The organism is Flavobacterium azizsancarii, from assembly GCF_027980145.1.
GTDB classification, from domain to species: domain Bacteria; phylum Bacteroidota; class Bacteroidia; order Flavobacteriales; family Flavobacteriaceae; genus Flavobacterium; species Flavobacterium azizsancarii.
Genome location: NZ_JAMZNK010000047.1, coordinates 1 through 21,016 on the forward strand (window position 1 = coordinate 1; position 21,016 = coordinate 21,016).

At 35.6% G+C, this 21,016-nt stretch carries 14 protein-coding genes; 12 read left to right on the plus strand and 2 right to left on the minus strand.

The window, feature by feature from the left end:
• Positions 1–724 precede the first annotated feature (724 nt).
• Positions 725–1,732 carry an LLM class flavin-dependent oxidoreductase gene (locus NJT12_RS20420; protein ID WP_271337797.1) on the minus strand — a complete coding sequence of 336 codons (1,008 nt, stop codon included), beginning with the start codon at positions 1,730–1,732 and terminating at the stop codon, positions 725–727.
• A 284-nt stretch (positions 1,733–2,016) separates the two neighbouring features.
• On the opposite strand from NJT12_RS20420, the gene NJT12_RS20425 reads away from it, so the two are divergent.
• The 10 genes from NJT12_RS20425 (at position 2,017) to NJT12_RS20465 (ending at position 15,556) form a co-directional block, all read left to right on the plus strand.
• Positions 2,017–3,360 (plus strand): sigma-54-dependent transcriptional regulator, encoded by a 1,344-nt coding sequence (locus NJT12_RS20425; protein ID WP_271337799.1) that lies wholly within the window; start codon positions 2,017–2,019, stop codon positions 3,358–3,360.
• Between the two features lie 418 nt (positions 3,361–3,778).
• The gene (locus tag NJT12_RS20430; protein ID WP_089352131.1) at positions 3,779–4,060 is read left to right on the plus strand and encodes a DUF7674 family protein; all 282 of its coding nucleotides are present in this window, start codon (positions 3,779–3,781) and stop codon (positions 4,058–4,060) included.
• A 167-nt stretch (positions 4,061–4,227) separates the two neighbouring features.
• Complete coding sequence (kdpF, locus tag NJT12_RS25195; protein WP_016362011.1) at positions 4,228–4,305, plus strand: K(+)-transporting ATPase subunit F; 78 nt, start codon at positions 4,228–4,230, stop codon at positions 4,303–4,305.
• Positions 4,306–4,412: 107 nt separating this feature from the next.
• A complete protein-coding gene (gene kdpA / locus NJT12_RS20435; RefSeq protein WP_271337804.1) occupies positions 4,413–6,134 on the plus strand; it encodes a potassium-transporting ATPase subunit KdpA in 1,722 nt (573 codons plus the stop codon).
• 152 nt (positions 6,135–6,286) lie between these two features.
• Positions 6,287–8,320: a potassium-transporting ATPase subunit KdpB gene (gene kdpB, locus NJT12_RS20440; RefSeq protein WP_271337806.1), complete on the plus strand. Its 2,034-nt coding sequence runs from the start codon at positions 6,287–6,289 to the stop codon at positions 8,318–8,320.
• Between the two features lie 126 nt (positions 8,321–8,446).
• Entirely contained in the window at positions 8,447–9,013 is a 567-nt protein-coding gene (locus tag NJT12_RS20445) for a K(+)-transporting ATPase subunit C (RefSeq protein ID WP_271337807.1), read from the plus strand.
• A gap of 732 nt (positions 9,014–9,745) precedes the next feature.
• Complete coding sequence (locus NJT12_RS20450; protein ID WP_271337809.1) at positions 9,746–10,822, plus strand: porin; 1,077 nt, start codon at positions 9,746–9,748, stop codon at positions 10,820–10,822.
• A 218-nt stretch (positions 10,823–11,040) separates the two neighbouring features.
• Positions 11,041–12,168: a sensor protein KdpD gene (locus NJT12_RS20455; RefSeq protein WP_271337811.1), complete on the plus strand. Its 1,128-nt coding sequence runs from the start codon at positions 11,041–11,043 to the stop codon at positions 12,166–12,168.
• 102 nt (positions 12,169–12,270) lie between these two features.
• Positions 12,271–13,992: a sensor histidine kinase gene (locus NJT12_RS20460; protein WP_271337813.1), complete on the plus strand. Its 1,722-nt coding sequence runs from the start codon at positions 12,271–12,273 to the stop codon at positions 13,990–13,992.
• 802 nt (positions 13,993–14,794) lie between these two features.
• Positions 14,795–15,556, plus strand: coding sequence for a phosphatase PAP2 family protein (locus tag NJT12_RS20465; RefSeq protein WP_271337815.1), 762 nt, complete (start codon positions 14,795–14,797; stop codon positions 15,554–15,556).
• A gap of 315 nt (positions 15,557–15,871) precedes the next feature.
• On the opposite strand, the gene NJT12_RS20470 is transcribed toward NJT12_RS20465, so the two are convergent.
• Positions 15,872–16,645: an XRE family transcriptional regulator gene (locus NJT12_RS20470; RefSeq protein ID WP_072965029.1), complete on the minus strand. Its 774-nt coding sequence runs from the start codon at positions 16,643–16,645 to the stop codon at positions 15,872–15,874.
• An 85-nt stretch (positions 16,646–16,730) separates the two neighbouring features.
• On the opposite strand from NJT12_RS20470, the gene dinB reads away from it, so the two are divergent.
• The gene (gene dinB, locus NJT12_RS20475; RefSeq protein ID WP_271337817.1) at positions 16,731–17,912 is read left to right on the plus strand and encodes a DNA polymerase IV; all 1,182 of its coding nucleotides are present in this window, start codon (positions 16,731–16,733) and stop codon (positions 17,910–17,912) included.
• Between the two features lie 3 nt (positions 17,913–17,915).
• A complete protein-coding gene (locus tag NJT12_RS20480; RefSeq protein ID WP_271337819.1) occupies positions 17,916–20,978 on the plus strand; it encodes a DNA polymerase III subunit alpha in 3,063 nt (1,020 codons plus the stop codon).
• Positions 20,979–21,016: the final 38 nt, after the last annotated feature.

The following is a 21,016-nucleotide window of genomic DNA, read 5'->3' on the forward strand; positions in this document are numbered from 1 at the left end:
TTTCCTTTTCTTCTCATTTCCTAACCAATCTATCAATGAACTTCCGTTGTTTTGCGGGGTGCAAATGTAACATCTGTTTTCAAATCTCACAAGCTTTTCGAAATCTTTTTTAGAAAATAAATTTTCGTTTTGATTAGTAAGGCTTGTCAGTATTTCAGTGAACGTCTGTCGTTGTTGCGGGTGCAAAAGTAGGTAGTTTGTTTAGTAAAACAATACCTTTTTCAAAGTATTTTTAATCTTTTTCTTAAGTTACTGGTTTGGTGTTTTTTACAATCCGATTTCTTTTGAGTTTTCTCCAGATTAACTGGTTTATGCTGGTTTTACCGTAAAGGCGTTGGTTTTGCCACGAAGACGCTAAGACGCAAAGCCTGCTTTTCCTTGTGTTTTCTGGTTTATCGGAATTCCGATTGCTATCTCTGGTAAAACGTTAAGTTCTCTTTATACTTATTGCAAATGTTCTTCTCATGAAAACTACTGCCCTAGCCCCGATAGTAGTGAAAATCCTTTTGTGTCGGGGTTCGGCACAAAAGATTGGAACGGATAGCGGGAAATAGCTCTGGATCTTTATTAAACCCGAAATTCTAAAAAAGCAGGCTTCGACTTTGCTCAGCCGGACATGGTCACTCTTTATATGGCTCATAAAAATAAACCCGACAGGTTTTGGAAACCTGTCGGGCTGGATGATGGAAATCTTACCTTATATATAGGATAGAGAAAAGTGTCCTTATATAGTGTTTATACTATCGATTACTTCTTTTGTAATGTGGATGCTTTTGAGTTTAGCCTGATGATCGAAAATTGGGCCTGTTGCCATTAGCTCGTCTACTTTTGAGTAATTGATGAATTTTTTAAGATCTGTTATCAGTTGCTCTTTGTTTCCTGTGAATGTACATGCGGTCATTTGATTGACATGAAAACGTTCTTCTTCGCTCATGATATCATCCAGAGAATCTACAGGCGGTTGCAAGCCTTTACGATCACCTCGAATTAAGTTTAGAAACATTTGGTACAAACTTGTAGATAATCTTTCGGCTTCTTCATTTGTATCGGCTGCAATGATATTGACGCAAGCCATTGTTTTTGGTTTATCTAAAACGTCTGAAGGCTGGAAATTTTCGCGGTAAAACTCAAAAGCCTGAATCATTTGGCGTGGTGCAAAATGTCCGGCGAAAGCATACGGTAATCCATAAGCTGCAGCTAGGGCAGCACTTTCTGTACTTGAGCCCAGAATCCAGATTGGGACATTTGTACCTTCGGCGGGAAAAGCTCTCACTTTTGCGGTTGCATTTTCGGCAGAAAAGTAATCCTGAAGTTTCGTTACGTTTTGAGGAAAGCGTTGTGCCTGTTCAAAAAAGTCTTTTCTGATGGCTTCGGCCGTTGGCTGATCTGTTCCCGGCGCTCTTCCTAAACCTAAATCAATTCGGTTTGGATAAAGTGTTTCCAGGGTTCCGAATTGTTCAGCTACTACTAAAGGAGAGTGATTCGGCAGCATGATTCCGCCTGAACCTACACGAATGCTTTGAGTCTGACTGGCGATATAACCAATCAAAACTACCGTTGCTGAACTGGCAACGTGTGCCATATTGTGATGTTCTGCCAACCAAAAACGTTTATAACCTAAGTTATCTGCAAGTTGGGCTATTTCTTTTGTTTTTTGAAATGTTTCGCTTGCGTTGCTATCTTGTGTAATGATAGCTAATTCTAATATTGAGATTGAAATTGAGTCTTTCATATATAATGTAGCTTTTATACAAAATTAATTCATTTACTACAAAGCTTAAATTTTTTCATGTTAATAGAATTATAAATTTATCAGTGTTAAATGTTTTAATGCTGTTATATGTAATTGAAATATCGCCATTTGATAGCTTAAAATTTAATTTTATAATAGAAGCCACAACTTTACGATCTTAAAATTATTTTTTCGCAAGAATTTCCTATCGATCAAAAAGTTGAATGATTTAAAACCTAAATTTGTATCTCAAAAATCAATTTCTATCCTAGACTTTTCCTCAAATGACACATAAAATTTTAATTATAGACGACGAAGAAAAACTCAGAAGTCTGTTGGCACGCATTATTAAATCAGAAGGATTTGAAGTTATTGAAGCTAAAGATTTAAAATCCGGTTTTAAGAAACTCGAGCAAACTGATATTGATGTTGTTTTATGTGATGTAAAATTACCTGACGGAAATGGGGTTGATTTTCTGCAAAACATAAAAGGGAGCTTTCCTTTGATTGAAGTTATTTTATTAACGGCTTTTGGAAATATTCCTGATGGTGTTCAGGCGATGAAAAACGGCGCTTTTGATTATATCGTAAAAGGGGATGATAACGACAAAATTATTCCACTTTTATACAAAGCTGTTGAAAAAGTCCATTTGCAGAAAAAGGTGAAGCAACTCGAGAAACGTATTGGAGATAAATATTCTTTTAATACCATTATTGGAAAATCAAAAGGAATTGAACAAGTTATTGACCTTGCAAAAAAAGTTGCCAAGACTGATTCGACCGTTTTGCTTGCCGGCGAAACCGGAACCGGAAAAGAAGTTTTTGCGCAAGCGATTCATGAAAACAGTAATCGCGTTGGGAAATCTTTCGTAGCGCTAAACTGTAGTACTTTCAGTAAGGAAATTCTGGAGAGTGAACTTTTTGGTCATAAACAAGGTGCTTTTACCGGAGCTTTGAAAGATAAGAAAGGGTTTATTGAAGAGGCTAATGGCGGAACTTTATTCCTGGACGAAATTGGAGAAATGCCAATTGAACTGCAAGCCAAACTATTACGCGTTTTAGAAACCAGCGAATATATCCCAATTGGTGATACAACTCCCAAAAAATCAAATTTCAGGTTAATTGCTGCTACTAACAGAGATTTGAAAACAGAAAGTAAGGAACACCGTTTTCGTTCTGACTTGTATTTTCGTTTGAATATTTTTGAGATTACTCTTCCGCCTTTGCGCGAAAGAATAAAAGATATCGCACCTCTGACCCACTCGTTTGTCAAACAATTTTCTGAGAAGACTAATAAAAAGACTTTAGATATTGCTGACGATTTTCTTCAGAAACTAGAAAATTATTCCTGGCCGGGAAATATTCGTGAACTTAAAAATGTTATCGAAAGATCTGTAATTTTAAGCAGCGGTAGTATTTTAACCTCGGATGTTTTACCTTACGAAATGCAGCATCAGCCAGAAAAAGCCACCAAATCAATGTCGGCTTTCTCTATGCAAAGCATTGAGAAGTTGCATATCCAGAAGGTTTTGAATTACACTAAAGGCAATAAAGCGGAAACTGCCCGATTACTGGAAATTGGAATTGCAACTTTGTATCGAAAACTAGAAGAATATAGTATACAATAGACAGAGTAAAAATTCCAAAAATTAAATTCCAAATTCCAATAGCAATGGTAATGGCAAATTTCAACTTTAAATTTCTATAAAAGCTCCAGTGGAACGATGTCTTAATTTTTCTTTTGAAACCAAAGTATGTCATCCGCCGCGGCGGGTTATATGAACGTAATCTATATTTTTCTATAAATATTGCATCCGTCTGGGATTTAAATTCTAAGTTTCAATCACCAGTAATGACATTTTTAATTCCTGATTTTTAATAAAACAAACCTATCATTTTAATAAAAGCTTATCATTTTGATAGGCTTTTTTTATGGCCACTTTTTGGCACAAAACCTCAACGCCTTTATGGGCAATACTTTATCTATTACTACCATTTTTCGGTCTGACTTTTGGCATAAGTGGGAAGAACACAAAATTCATTCTCATGAAAAATCAAGTCACCTCAATCTACAAACAAGCAGAACGTTTTGCAGAGATCACCAAAAAATCTATTATTTCGGGTAATATCGTACGGGCAAAAAAATGCCTAGCTCTTGCTGAACGTCTATTTATTACCGGAAGTATCGAAACTAAAAATGCTATTTCTAATGTGTATGTTTTCTCTGTTTCTTCTTTTATGGAAGTACGTCATTGCAACATTTCACACCTTTTTCCTCAAACGCTTAAAGCAGAATATATCAAACAAATTAATACTTCGGGCGTGTAAAATGTTTAATCGGTTAACTGGTAATCGCAAAAGCCCTAAATCTATAATCTACATTCTAAAATCTAAAATCATCTAATATGTTAATCACTTTTCTTTTACTCGCATTGGCTGTTTTGCTTTTTGCTATTTGTTTTAAATCAGTTGAATTTTTTGAAAAAATCTAAATCATGACTGCACTATTTATTATTGCCCTCGCCGTTTTTGGCTATTTGGTTTATGTATTAATCAAACCCGAAAAATTTTAATGATGTAAAGTTGAATGTTAAGAGTTAGAAGTCAGCTGATGTTTCAACTTTCATCTACATCTTTCATTTTACAAATTACATCTCACAACAAAAATAATCTCAAAATTATGAACACAGAATTACTTGGCGTCATTAGTATTTTTATCATTTCGATAGTTTTAGCCATTCCGCTAGGGAAATATATTGCTAAAGTTTATTTGGGTGATAAAACATTTCTTGACCCGATTTTCAATCCAATTGAAAAACTTATTTTTAAAATCAGTGGAATCAATTCTACTGAAGAAATGAACTGGAAGCAACACTTAAAAACACTTTTAAGTATTAATATGGTTTGGTTCTTTCTTTGCTTTTTTATCTTATTGTTTCAGGGATCGTTATTCTTAAATCCTGATAACAACCCATCGATGAGCCCGGATTTGGCCTTTAATACGGCTATCTCTTTTATAGTGAATTGTAATTTACAGCATTATTCAGGTGAAAGCGGTGTCTCTTATTTATCTCAAATATTCCTGATGTTCCTGCAATTTGTTTCTGCTGGTGTGGGAATGGCTGCTGCAGCAATGGTTTTTACAGCAATGAAGGAAAGAACTACTGATAAATTGGGTAACTTTTATAATTATTTTATTAAAAGCTGTACCCGTATTTTATTACCACTTTCAGCTATTGTAGCTACTGCCTTGGTATTTAGCGGTTCACCAATGACTTTTGAAGGTAAAGATGCTATTACTACTTTACAAGGTGATCATGTTGAAGTTTCCCGCGGACCAGCTGCTGCATTTATTGCCATCAAACATATAGGAACAAATGGTGGTGGTTTCTTTGGTGCCAACTCGGCACATCCATTAGAAAATCCTACTTACTTTACGAATGCTGTCGAATTATGGGCACAATTAATTATCCCGTTTGCGATGATTTTTGCCTTAGGTTTTTATCTAAAGAAAAGAAAATTCTCCTATGTAATTTTCGGAGTTATGACCCTTGGATTCTTATTACTGGTTGTGCCAACTGTTATGAGCGAAATTAACGGGAATCCTGCAATCGAAAGAATGGGAATTGCACAGGCAACGGGAGCGATGGAAGGAAAAGAGGTTCGGTTTGGACCTGCTATTTCAGGATTCTGGAGCATTGCTACAACGGTAATTTCTACAGGTTCTGTAAATAGTATGCACGATAGTTCAATGCCGGTTTCCGGTGCTATGGAATTGCTTGCCATGATGGTTAATGCTTTTTATGGCGGTTGTGGTGTCGGGATTCTGAACTTCTACATTTTTATCATTCTGGCTGTATTTATTTCCGGATTAATGGTGGGTCGAACTCCTGAGTTTTTAGGAAAGAAAATCGAAGCGCGGGAAGTTAAAATTGCTGCTTTTATTGCAATTCTTCACCCTTTATTAATCTTATCCGGGACAGCTTTGGCTTCTTATTTTGCTGCGCATGATACCGCAATGGGATATTGGTTTAACGGAAACGCAACGGGTTGGCTGAACAATCCCGGACATCACGGATTCTCTGAAATGTTATATGAGTATACTTCTAGTGCGGCCAATAACGGTTCTGGTTTTGAAGGCTTAGGAGATAACAATCCGTTCTGGAATATCACTACAGGAATTGTGTTGTTGTTAAGTCGTTTCATTCCTATCATTGGTCCATTGGCTATTGCAGGATTATTGGCTAATAAAAAATATATCCCTGAAAGTGCGGGAACTTTAAAAACTGACACTTCAATTTTTGGAGTAATGGTTTTTGCTGTAATCGCAATTATTGCTGCCTTATCCTTCTTCCCAGCGTTGGCTTTAGGTCCATTAGCGGAATACTTTACTTTAAAATAATGCTCAACAAACATAGCCCGTGGTTTCAACCACGGGGACAAATTATGATATACGTTGCTCTCCAACGGTTGAAACCGTTGGCTATGTTTTATCCTCTAATTGTTTTTCAACGCATAACATTTAACAAATAACATTTAACTTTTTACAAGAAAATGACAACTAATAAATCCAATTCATTGTTTGAAAGTAAGCAAGTAAAAGAAGCCCTAGTGCAATCTTTTGTGAAGCTGAATCCAAAAATGATGATCAAAAATCCGGTAATGTTTACCGTAGAAATAGGAACTGCCATTATGTTCGCCGTTTGTATTTCCATTTTAATGGGAGCAACAGATCAGGGTAGTTTTGTCTATAATTTAATTGTGTTTTTAATTTTATTAGCAACGCTTTTGTTTGCCAATTTCGCCGAAGCTATTGCCGAAGCACGAGGAAAAGCACAAGCTGATAGTTTGAGAAAAACACGGGAAGAAACTCCTGCCAGACAAATTTTGCCAAACGGAGATATCAAAAACATCAGTTCATCAGAACTGAAAAAAGGAGATGTTTTTATTTGTGAATCAGGTGATCTAATTGCAACAGATGGTGAAATTATCGAAGGTTTGGCTACTATCGACGAAAGCGCCATTACGGGAGAAAGTGCTCCTGTAATCCGGGAAGCCGGTGGTGATAAATCATCTGTAACCGGAGGTACAAAAGTATTGTCTGATAAAATTAAAGTAATCGTAACCTCTGAACCTGGCGAAAGCTTTCTGGATAAAATGATTGCTTTGGTTGAAGGTGCAAGCCGTCAGAAAACACCAAACGAAATTGCCTTAACCATTTTATTAGCCGCATTTACTTTAATATTCGTGATTGTGTGCGTTACGCTAAAACCGTTTGCCGACTATGCAAATGCACCCATCACGATTGCGGCTTTTATTTCTTTGTTTGTATGTTTGATTCCAACTACAATTGGAGGTTTACTTTCTGCTATTGGTATTGCGGGTATGGACAGAGCGTTGCGTGCCAACGTAATTACAAAATCCGGAAAAGCAGTTGAAACTGCCGGAGACATTGACGTATTGCTTTTGGATAAAACCGGAACAATCACGATTGGTAACAGAAAAGCAACTAATTTTTATCCTGCAAAAGGCGTATCTGAAGAAGATTTTATAAAATCTGCTGTATTAAGTTCACTAGCAGATGACACTCCGGAAGGGAAAAGTATCGTGGAATTGGCAGGAGCCGAAACTGCCAATAAATTATCTATTGAAGGTGCTACTTTAATCAAATTTACCGCTGAAACGAGAACTTCCGGAGTTATTTTAAAAGACGGAACCAATATTAGAAAAGGAGCTCAGGATGCTGCAAAAAACATTTCGCTTCAGGCTGGAAATACTTTCCCTGAAGATACTGCTCAAAAAGTAATTGATATTTCGTCTAAAGGAGGAACTCCATTAGTGGTGGTTAAAAACAATCAGGTACAAGGTGTTATCGAATTACAGGATATCATCAAAACCGGAATGAAAGAACGTTTTGACCGTTTGAGAAAAATGGGGGTTAAAACGGTAATGGTTACGGGAGATAATCCACTTACGGCGAAATTTATTGCTGAAGCTGCCGGTGTTGATGATTTTATTGCCGAGGCGAAACCTGAGGATAAAATGAACTATATCAAAAACGAACAGAATATGGGTAAACTTGTTGCCATGATGGGTGACGGAACGAATGATGCTCCTGCCCTAGCACAAGCCAATGTGGGTGTTGCGATGAACAGCGGAACTCAGGCTGCAAAAGAAGCCGGAAACATGGTCGATCTTGACAATGACCCAACAAAACTTATTGAGATTATCGAAATTGGGAAACAGCTTTTAATGACTCGTGGAACTTTAACTACTTTTTCTATTGCAAATGACGTTGCGAAATATTTTGCTATTGTTCCTGCTCTTTTTATTACTGCGATTCCTGCGCTTGAAGGCTTGAATATCATGCATTTGCACAGTCCGGAAAGTGCGATTTTATCAGCAGTGATTTTTAATGCGATCATCATTCCAATATTGATTCCATTAGCGTTGAGAGGTGTTGATTATAAACCAATCGGGGCAAGTGCTATCTTAAAAAGAAACTTATTGATATATGGTTTAGGCGGGTTGATCATTCCTTTTATCGGTATTAAATTAATTGATTTGGCTGTAGCACTTTTTATGTAGCTACTAAGGCGCTGAGTTGCTAAGTTTCTAAGTTTTTTTCTTAGTGTCTTAGAAACTTACCGCTCAGAATCTTCAAAAAAAATATTAAAAACTTAGAGACTTAGTCCCTTAGAAACTTAAAAAAAAATGAAAAATATATTTTCAATATTAAAATTCACCCTTCTTATGGTGGTTCTGTTGGCCATTATTTATCCCTTAGCCATTTATGGAATTGCACAATTTGCTCCGAATCAGGGAAAAGGAGAAACTATTTCGGTTAACGGAAAAGTGGTTGGGTACCAAAAAATTGGTCAGAAATTCGATAAATCCAATTATTTCTGGGGACGCCCTTCGGCTGTAGATTATAATGCTGCCGGAAGTGGTGGTAGTAACAAAGGACCAAGCAATGCTGAATATCTGGCTGTGGTTCAAAAAAGAATTGATACTTTTCTGATTGTTCATCCTTATTTAAGAAAATCAGAGATTCCTGCTGATATGGTTACGGCTTCGGGAAGTGGTTTAGATCCTAATATTTCTCCTCAAGGTGCTTTGATTCAGATAAAACGTGTTGCCAAAGAAAGAAATTTATCCGAAGATAAAGTGAAAGCCTTAGTTGAATCTAAAATTAATACTCCAAAAGTTATGGGAACTCCAACAGTTAATGTGTTGGAATTGAATGTGGCTTTGGATGAGCTTTCTAAGAAAGGTTCTTAGGTTCTGAGTCGCTAAGATTCTAAGGTTTTTATCCTGACAGGTTTTCAAAACCTGTTAGGTATGACAAAGTGATGCGTTCATCAATTCTGAGGTTTTCTCCTGCAAGGTTTTCAAAACCTTACAGGTATGAAAAATCAGCATCAACCATTATTCATAGAGTACCACAAACTTCGTCATCCCGAGGAACGAGGGATCTCGACTAGAAACTCGACAAAAATGGCAACGTAGTTTATGGATTATCCTAACAGGTTTTTAAAACCTGTTAGGTATGACAAAGTGATGCGTTCATCAATTCTAAGGTTTTCTCCTGCAAGGTTTTCAAAACATTACAGATATGAAAATCAGCGTCAACCATTAATCATAGAATAACCACAAACTTCGTCATGCGGAGGAATGAAGATCTCCGCTAGAAACTCGACAAAAATGGCGACGTACTTTATGGAGCTTCTTGCAGAGATCCCTCGTTCCTCGGGATGACAAATCTGTGCGTTGATCTATTGGAACGCTAAAATTAAATACCTAACAGGTTTTAAAAACCTGTTAGGATACTAATCACCCTTTTTAGCCTCAAGTGCCCTAGCCCCGATAGTAGTGGAAATCCTTTTTCTTTTTTCTTTAAAAAGAAAAAGATTGAAACGGATAGCGGGATTAGCTCCAAAAAAACCTACTAATAAAATTAATTAAACGTGATAAGTTTAGAGAACTGTCGGGTTTGAATACCACATTAAAAAAATGAAAAAAATTATACTTACGGCTTTAATTGCCTTTGGTTTTACCAATTTACACGCTCAGGAAGAAACAAAAAGTCCATTTACGTTTTCAGGATATGTAGACGTTTATTATAGTTATGATTTCGGGAAACCAGACAATCATACTCGCCCGAGCTTTTTTTACAATTATAATAAAAGCAATGAAGTGAATATCAATTTAGGTTTGGCAAAAGTGAACTATCAAAAAGATAATGTTCGTGGAAATTTTGCCCTAATGGCAGGAACTTATGCCGAATACAACATGGCAGCAGAACAAGGTTTATTGAAAAATATTTATGAGGCAAATGTGGGGGTGAAAATTTCGCAAAGTCATAATCTATGGATTGATGCGGGAATTATGCCGGCACACATAGGTTTCGAAAGTGCTATTGGGAAAGATTGCCCTACTTTGACTAGAAGTATTCTGGCTGAAAACTCACCTTATTATGAAACGGGAGTTAAAATTGGTTATACATCAGAATCTGGAAAATGGTATTTGGCCGGAATGTATTTGAATGGCTGGCAACGTATTGAAAAAGTAAAAGGCAATCAAACGCCTGCTTTTGGAACGCAGGTTACTTACAAACCAACGGACAGGGTGGTTTTGAACTGGAGTACTTATGTGGGAAATGAACAACCGGATATTGACAAAAAATGGCGCTACTTTAATAACTTTTACGGACAATTTAAAGTAACGGATAAAACAAATGTTACGGCTGGTTTTGATATTGGTTCTCAACAAGCGGCTAAAAACAGTACTAAATACGATACGTGGTTTTCGCCTGTTTTGATTTTGCAATACAAACCAACGGATAAAATTCAGCTTGCAGCGCGTGGTGAATATTATAGTGATGAAAAAGGAGTTATTATCGCAACAGGAACTCCAAATGGTTTTAAAACTTACGGATTTTCAGCTAACTTTGATTACTTAGTTACTGATAATGTAATATTTAGATTAGAAGCAAGAAATCTTTCAAGTAAAGATGAGATATTTACAAAAGACAATCTGCCTACGAATACGAATGCGTTTGTAACGACTTCGTTGGCGATTAGTTTCTAGTATTATCAGCCACAGATTTCACAGATTAAACGGATTTTTTTCGCCACGAATTACACATATTTTCACTAATTTTTTATTTAAATATAATTCGCGGAAATTTGTGTAATTCGTGGCAAATAAATCTACACAAAGCCATTTAAAAATCCTTTTAATCTGTGAAATCTGTGGCTAAAAAAAATTAAAAAACTTTATGTCTTAGCGTCTTCGCGGCGAATACTATGGAAAAGGAAAAAGAAAATAACGCACAGCACTTTCTCGATTTAATTCAGAAATCACGAAAAGGAAAGTTTAAGGTCTACATTGGCATGAGTGCCGGTGTGGGTAAAACGTATCGGATGCTGCAGGAAGCACATTCGTTATTGAAGAACGGAATTGATGTGAAAATTGGTTACATCGAAACGCATATGCGAAAGGAAACGCATGAGCTTTTATCTGGTTTGCCTGTGATTCCACGGCGAACCATTTTCTATAAAGGGAAAGAGCTCGAGGAACTCGATGTGCAGGCGATTATCAATCTAAGACCTGAAGTCGTAATTGTCGATGAATTGGCACATACGAATGTTGAAGGAAGCAAAAACGAAAAACGCTGGCAGGATGTTCTTGAAATTCTGGAAGCAGGAATCAATGTGATTTCGGCAGTAAATATTCAGCATATCGAGAGTTTAAATGAAGATGTAAAACGGATTACGGGAATTGATGTTCAGGAACGCATTCCGGATAATGTTTTGCGATTGGCAGACGAAGTGGTGAATATCGATTTGACGGCTGAAGATTTGATCGCACGTTTGAAAGAAGGAAAAATTTATACGGCTGATAAAATTCAGACAGCTTTGACAAATTTCTTTAAATCAGATCAGATTTTGCAATTGCGTGAATTGGCTCTGAAAGAAGTAGCCAGTCAGGTGGTTCGAAAAGTCGAAAGCGAAGTGCCTAATCTACATGCTTTACGACATGAAAAACTTCTGGCTTGCATTAGCAGTAATGATAAAACAGCTAAAATTGTAATTAGAAAAGCGGCACGTTTGGCAAGTTATTACAACGGATCGTGGTATGTTTTATATGTAGAAACACCTAAAGAAAGCAGCATTAAAATTGCATTAGACAAACAACGTCATTTAATCAATAATTTTAAATTGGCGGTGCAATTAGGTGCCGAAGTTATTAAATTAGAAAATAAAAATATTGCAGAAGCGATTTTGATTGCGGTTGAAGAAAAACATATTACAACTGTTTGCATCGGGAAACCACATTTGAATTTATTTAAAGTAATTTTGTCTACAACGATTTTCAGACGATTATTGAATAGTCTGTCTTTATCGAATGTAGACCTTGTTATTTTATCGTAATTTTTTTTACCATTAAGAGATTAAGAAAGATTAAGCTTTGACTTTATGCAACTTAATAACTTAATGGTTCATATATAAAAAACTTGTTTTTAAATAAACGTCATGAGAATTAAAACTAAATTGAATCTGGGAGTTGGATTGTTATTTTTAATGATTATCATACTTTCATTAGTGAGTGGATATTCTGTTTTTTTGATAAAAGCAGACACGGAAAATATTCTGAAAGCGAATTATAATACGCTTGAATATTCGAGAAATATGATTTTGTCTTTGGATGAAACTAAAATGACTACAGATAAGAAGCTACATACTTTTAGAGAATATCTTGCAAAACAGACTCAAAATGTTACTGAACCCGGAGAAAAAGAAGCAACAGCTAATCTAGAGAAAAGCTTTGCTCTTTTAGAAAAAAACAGTTCTAACGAGGCTCTAAAAACACAAATCAGACAAGATATTTTTGCGATTATGAAACTCAATCTCGATGCCATAAAGCAAAAAAGTGATATCGCCAAACATACTGCAGAAACTGCCAATTTATGGATTGCCATTGTGGGAACTTTGTGTTTTTTAATTGCCTTTAATTTACTGATAAATCTACCTAATAATATCGCCAACCCAATTAAGGAATTGACTCAGAGTATTAAAGAAATTGCAAATAAAAATTATTCGGAACGTGTGCATTTCACCAATCACAACGAGTATGGTGATCTGGCAAAATCGTTTAATACAATGGCACAAAAACTCCAGGAATACAACAATAGTAATTTGTACAAATTATTCTTTGAGAAAAAACGACTCGAAACGCTTATTAACAATATGCACGATCCTATCATTGGGCTGGATAATGAAGGTACTATTTTGTTTGCAAATGATGAAGCGCTAAAAATTATCGGAATGAAATCTGAAGATGTTATTGGCCATTCAGCTTCGACATTGGCTTTATCGAATGACTTGATTCGTTCTTTGATTTTGAAAGAATTAGCAACTGATTCTCAGAAAAAACAACCAATGAAAATTTTCGCCCACGGAAAAGAAAGTTATTTTGATAAAGAAACCATCAACATCACAATAACGCCAACCGGAGAAGAAAAAGAAATCAATATTGGCGATGTTATAATTCTGCGAAATATTACCTTATTTAAAGAACTTGATTTTGCAAAAACGAATTTTATTGCAACGGTTTCACACGAATTAAAAACGCCAATTGCGTCTATAAAACTGAGTTTACAATTGCTTGAAAATGCAAAAACAGGTGATATGAACGACGATCAGAAACAATTGGTCGAAAGCATTAAAGATGACAGTCAAAGATTATTGAAAATAACTGGCGAATTACTAAATCTATCGCAATTAGAAACAGGAAATATTCAGCTGAATATCGAAAAAAGTAATCCGTATGCAATTGTAAATTATGCTACCGAAGCCGTAAAAGTTCAGGCAGATCAAAAACAAATTAAACTGATTATTGATGCCGATGAAAATCTGCAAGATGTGAAAGCTGACAGTGAAAAAACGGGCTGGGTTTTGATTAATTATCTTTCAAACGCAATTACCTATTCATCTGAAAAAAGTACAATTATTATCAAATTAAAAAATGAAAATAATCAGATTGTATTTCAGGTGATCGATACCGGAAAAGGAATCGAAACAAGATTTAAAGACAAGATTTTTGATAAATATTTTAAGATACCCGGTAGTCAGAAATCAGGAACCGGATTGGGATTGGCCATCAGCAAAGAATTTATAGAGGCTCAAAATGGTACCGTTGGCGTTGAAAGCAATTTAGGTTTAGGAAGTACTTTTTGGTTTTCGTTGAAGGTTTAGTTTTTTTCTGTAAAACTTTGCAAGGTGTAGTCCCTACGGGACATTTTTACTGATCGCTGTTTTTTTCTACCAATATTTAACTCCTAACGGAGTATATCTCGGAGAGATTTATATTTGGTACAAAATATTTCGTTGTTTTTTCTACCAATATTTAACTCCTAACTAAGTATATCTCGGAGAGATTTATATTTGGTACAAAATATTTTGTTGTTTTTTCTACCAACATTTAACTCCTAACTAAGTATATCTCGGAGAGATTTATATTTGGTACAAAATATTTCGTTGTTTTTTCTACCAACATTTAACTCCTAACTAAGTATATCTCGGAGAGATTTATATTTGGTACAAAATATTTTGTTGTTTTTTCTACCAACATTTAACTCCTAACTAAGTATATCTCGTAGAGATTTATATTTGGTACAAAATATTTCGTTGTTTTTTCTACCAATATTTAACTCCTAACTAAGTATATCTCGGAGAGATTTATATTTGGTACAAAATACTTCGTTGTTTTTTCTACCAACATTTAACTCCTAACTAAGTATATCTCGGAGAGATTATATGTTGGTAGAAAAAATCACCAACCATATATTTGTTCCGTAGGAACTACACCTTTTCAATTGAACATGTTTACTTTGATATTGTCATTGATATTGAACATTTCACCTCCCAATATTTAGCCAATCTTAATCAAACTATCTCATTTAAAACCAAGAAATTAATATTCGCTTAAGGTTAGATTAAGTCCAAAATAGTTAGATCATACATTCGTTATTATTGCAACTTATAACAATAACGCAAGATGTTTTACAAAGCGATTTCTCTGGTATTTTTATTTGGTGTTTTGAATACAAATGCACAACAAAACGACTCCATAACAAAAATTGACAGTACGTCACATCAATTAAAATTCAATTACAAACAATTGATTATTCCCGGTGTATTGATTGGATACGGTGTTATTGGTATTGCAAACGATCAGCTCTTAAGTTTCAATCACCAAATCAAAAATGAAGTTACCGAAGATATTGATAACAAAATCACTATTGATGATTTCTCTCAATATGCGCCTGCAGCTTCTGTTTATGCTTTGAACGCTTTTGGTGTAAAAGGCAAAAACAATATGCGCGATCGCTCTGTCATTTTTGTGACTTCGTATGTTATCATGGCTTCGACAGTTTTAGGATTAAAATCGATTGTTCATGAAGAACGTCCGGACGGAAGCTCGAATAATTCTTTCCCTTCAGGTCATACTGCAACTGCTTTTGCCGGAGCTGAGTTTTTATGGCAGGAATACAAAGACAAATCAATTTGGTATGGAATCGCGGGTTATGCCGTAGCAACCGGAACGGGATTATTTAGAATTTACAACAACCGCCATTGGTTAACAGATGTTGCCGCCGGAGCCGGAATCGGGATTTTGAGTACTAAATTGGCGTATTGGATGAATCCGTATATTACCAGAAAATTATTCAAATCATCCTCTGAAAATAAATCAACTTCTATGGTAATGCCTTTTTATAATGGACAACAATATGGATTGGGTTTTGTGAAGGTTTTTTAGAATTTTTTGCCACAAAGGAGCTAAGGCACAAAGTTTATTTAAAGCTACTCCCGATAGCTATCGAGCAATGTCATTAAGTTAAGCTTTTAAAAAATAAAATCATTGCAGATCAAATCCGTTTTTATCCGCGTTTTTACGAAGTAAATCTGTTTTATCCGCGTCAAAATTAGACGCTGATTTTACTGATTCGCTAAAGCGAAAACGCTGATAAAAACAGATTTTTCTAATTACTTTCTTGATTAAACGGTTAAGTAATTTTACAGATTTCTCCTTAACTTAATGACATTGAGCTATCGGGAGTGGCAAAAAACTTTTCTATGTATTCGACGTATTATTCTTAATCTCCATCACTTCCCTTTTCACCTCCAAAAGTAAATCTTTCATACTTTGAGATTCTGTTTGTTCATGACGTTTATCACTACGGCCAATGTTGCATTCGTATTCCCAGATTTCTAAAATATCTGAGGCTTTTACTTCATAATTCGGGTAAAAACGATTGTCTGATTCCAAAACCAAAGCATTCTTTTTGTTTTTATTGAGACGTTTGTAGACCATTCCCTCATTTTTGGTAATCAGGATATACGTCCTGCCATCCATTACTTCTCCTAACCTTTCTACATAACGGCCAATGATAATCGATCCGTCTTCGTGTGGCGGCATCGAATCTCCTTCTACAGGAAATCCTCGATGTTTTCCCGGTCCTAAAAACGGAAGGGAAACCTGCTGCAGACTCTCTATATATTCCGGATCTGCATATCCGTTTAGATAACCCGCTTTTGCTTTTTGGGATACAATTTCGATATAATTCTCGCCAAAACTATCTACTTGTATGGGCAAAATAAGTCGGTTGCCTTCTAATTTTATCAGGTTTTCTATATTGATTTTACGTATATCCACAGACAGTAGTAAATCAATACTCATATGAAAATATAAAGCAATCTGCTTTAAGATATCATATGGTGCTTCGGAGGTTCCATCTTCGTACTTAACGTATCTTCCTCGGGTAATTCTAAGGTTTTCAGCTAATTTCTCCTGAGATATTTTATGCTTAACCCTCAATGCTCTGATGTTATCTGAAAATAAGGACATAATTAATTTGTTATAATTTGGAACAACAAATATACAAAAAAATGTTATCATCTGTACTAATTTTGTTTCATACAAAAACAAGGAGATGACAAGGGCAATTGTACACATGGATTTGGATACTTTTTTTGTATCCTGCGAAAGACTAACCAACTCAGAATTAAGAGGTATTCCGCTTATCATTGGTGGTGGTGATCGTGGTGTTGTCGCTTCTTGTTCATACGAAGCACGTTATTTTGGAGTACGTTCTGCAATGCCTATTCATATGGCGATGAAACTTTGCCCGCAAGCCAAAATAATGAAAGGTGATATGGAATTATATTCTCGATTGTCACATGATGTTACGCAGGTTATTCAGGAAAAAGCACCGATAATGGAGAAAGCCAGTATCGATGAATTTTATCTCGATATTACCGGTATGGATAAATTTCATGGGAGTTATAAATGGACAGATGAATTGGCACAATCGGTTATTAAAGAAACCGGATTACCCATTAGTTTCTCCTTATCTGTTAATAAAACGGTTTCTAAAATTGCAACCGGCGAAGGCAAACCAAAAGGAAATCTGGAAATTCCGCAAGGAAATGTACAAGCCTTTTTAAATCCGTTATCGATCCAGAAAATCCCTATGGTTGGCAATGTCACTTTTCAGCTTTTATCACGAATTGGCGTTCGTAAAATTCAGACTTTATCTGAAATGCCTCCCGAAGTTTTACAGCAAATGATTGGTAAAAACGGTTTGGATATCTGGAAAAAAGCGAACGGAATTGACAACACGCCCGTGGAACCATATACCGAAAGAAAATCTATTTCTACAGAACATACTTTTTCTCAGGACACAATAGACATTATCATGCTAAAATCGATATTGGTTGGAATGGTCGAAAAATTAGCTTATCAACTTCGATCAGAACAATGGCTAACTTCAACCATCACGGTAAAAATACGTTATGCCAATTTTGATACTGAAACCAAACAATGCAAAATCGCTTATACATCAGCAGATCATATACTGACCAAAAATGTAATGGAGTTATTTGATAAAGTGTATCAGCGTCGTATGCGATTACGTTTGATTGGTATTCGCTTTAGCGGATTGGTTCGCGGAACATATCAAATTGATCTTTTTGAGGATACTCAGGAAATGTTATCGCTTTATGCAGCGATGGACAAAATGAAAAGCCGTTATGGTTTTGATGCTGTAATGCGTTGTGCCGGTGCTTCTTTTAAACCAAATACTAAAGATGAAATTTTAAAACGTATCAAATAAATCATGTATCTCAATTGTCATTCTTTTCATTCGCTTCGCTATGGCACGATTCCTCTTGATAAACTTATCGAGCAGGGCGTTTCTTACGGTGTAAAAGCTATGGCACTTACGGATATTAATACTGTAACCGGAATTTATGATTTTATAAGAGCCTGTGATAAAGTTGGAATTAAACCTCTTGTGGGAATGGAGTTTCGATGTAATCATCAATTTAGATATATTGGTCTGGCTAAAAACGCTGAAGGATTAGGGGAAATGAATCGCTTTTTAACGGAACATAATTTTAGTGGAGAACCTTTACCTGTAATTGCTCCGGAATTTGATTCGGTTTTTGTAATTTATACTTTAGAAAATGCTCCGAAAATACTTCGTGAAAATGAATTTATCGGAATGCGACCTGAGGAAATTTCCAAGCTTTTTACTTTAGAATTTAAAAATAGAATTTCCAAAATGGTAATTCTTCAATCTGTAACTTTTACAAACAAAAGAGAATTTAATCTGCATAAAATTCTACGAGCGATTGATACCAACATCATATTATCGAAGCTAACTGAATCTGATTACTGCAGAACTTCTGAAAAAATGTTGGTTTTAGAAGATCTTTTACCTTATTATGAAAGTTATCCTGAAATTATAGCGAACACGCAGCTAATAATAGATTCATGTCATTTCGAATATGATTTTAAATCTCCAAAGAATAAGAAATTTTACACTAAAAATCGTCAGACTGATATTGCAAAACTCACTCAATTGGCTGAGGAAGGTTTGATTTGGCGATATGGTAAAAACCATACTTTGGCAAAAGCCCGCATTGAAAAAGAGCTTAAAGTAATCGATGAATTAGAATTCAGCGGTTATTTTTTAATTACCTGGGATATCATTCAGTATAGCAACAGCCAGGGTTTTATGCACATTGGCCGGGGCAGCGGTGCTAATAGTATTATTGCCTATTGTTTAGGAATTACCGACATCTGTCCGCTGGAACTGGATTTATATTTTGAACGTTTTTTGAATTTAAACAGAAAAAGTCCACCTGATTTTGATATCGATTGGAGCTGGAAAGAACGCAATACTATTTTAGAATATATCTTTGGTAAATATGGTCGCAATCATGTGGCTTTTTGCGGCACGAATGTCGAATTCAAACACCGGTCAATTTTTAGGGAAGTCGGAAAAGTATTTGGTCTTCCAAAAGAAGAACTGGACATGCTGGCAAAAAATCCCATGGCATTACACGAAACAAATTCTATCGTAAAGTTGGTTCAGGAATACAGTATGATGATGAATAAATATCCTAATCAGCGTAGTATGCACGCTTGCGGAATCATTATTTCTGAAGAACCTCTTACCAATTATACACCTCTTGAAATGCCTCCAAAAGGTTTTCCTATCGTGCTTTTTGATATGCATATTGCCGAAGAAATTGGTTTTGAAAAATTTGATATTTTAAGTCAGCGTGGAATTGGTCATATTGATGACAGCGTAAAACTAATCGAGAAAAACCGAGGAATTAAAGTGAACATTCGGGATACTTCGATCTCTAAAGATGAAGCTGTATGCAATGTTTATCTGGCACAAGGCAAAACCATTGGTTGTTTCTATATCGAAAGTCCGGCCATGCGTGGATTATTGCGCCGGCTTAATTGCGATAATTATAAAATTCTGGTTGCTGCATCTTCTATTATTCGTCCCGGCGTGGCACAATCCGGAATGATGAAAGAGTATATTTTTCGTCATAATTTTCCGGATCAGTTTCAATATTTTCATGAAGTTTTTAAGGAACATCTTGGTGAAACCTATGGTATTATGGTCTATCAGGAAGATGTTATTAAAATTGCTCAACATTATGGCGGTCTTCCGGCTGCTGATGGCGATATTCTGCGTCGCGCCATGTCAGGAAAAGGACGTTCTCTCGAAGCACTTCAAAAAGTAAAAGATAATTTCTTTGCCAGTTGTGCCCAAAAAGGACATCCTGAAGGTCTGAGTCTGGAAATTTACCGCCAGATCGAATCTTTTGCAGGATATTCCTTTTGCAAAGCACACTCGGCTTCATATGCTGTAGAGAGCTATCAAAGTTTGTACTTAAAAGTTAATTATCCTGTAGAATTTATGACCGCGGTTATCAACAATCAGGGCGGCTTTTACAGAACCGAAGTGTATGTACACGAAGCACGTATGTCTGGTGCTACAATTCTTAATCCATGTGTCAATAAAAGCGAATATCAAACTACAGTTTACGGAACTGATATTTATCTCGGTTTTATGCATTTGCAGAGTCTAGAATCGAAAACGGCTCATTTAATTGAATCGGATCGGGAGAAAAACGGTGACTTTCTTTCTTTGGAGGATTTTATCAATCGTATTCCAATTGGGATTGAAAGCATAAAAATTTTGATTTTTATAGATGCTTTTCGCTTTACAGGAAAAACCAAAAATCAGCTTTTGGTTGTTGCCAGTTTACTTTTAAACAATTTCAAACCCGAAAACAGAAGTTTGATGCTTTTACAGGAACCTGTTAAAGAATATAAGCTCCCAACTCTAGAACGTTCTTTATATGAAGATGCTTTTGATGAAATTGAATTACTGAGTTTTCCTGTTTCTTGTACTGTTTTTGACCTTTTGCAAACCAAACATCGCGGCGATATTATGGCTAAAGATTTAGTGGTTCATCATAAAAAACAAGTTCGAATGCTGGCGTATCTAATCTCAAGAAAACAAGTTCCTACTAAAAAAGGAAACATGTATTTTGGGACTTGGATTGATCATGAAGGTACTTATTTTGACACGGCACATTTTCCTGATTGTCTGGCAAAATTTCCTTTTGAAGGTGGCGGTTGTTATCTTTTATTGGGAACTGTCGAAGTTGATTATCATTTTCCGACTATCACGATGACTAAAATGGCCAAAATGCCTTTTATTCCTGATCCTCGTTATATGGATGCTAAAGATCAATACAAAACACAACGAATGATCAAGGAAGACGTAAGTCCTACGCATCGGGAACCTTATCCGCAGGCACATGAAATTAATTTACCCAGACACCGAATGAAATTTCAAAAAACATAATTGAAAATTTGACAAGAATAAGAATCAGTTTTACGTTA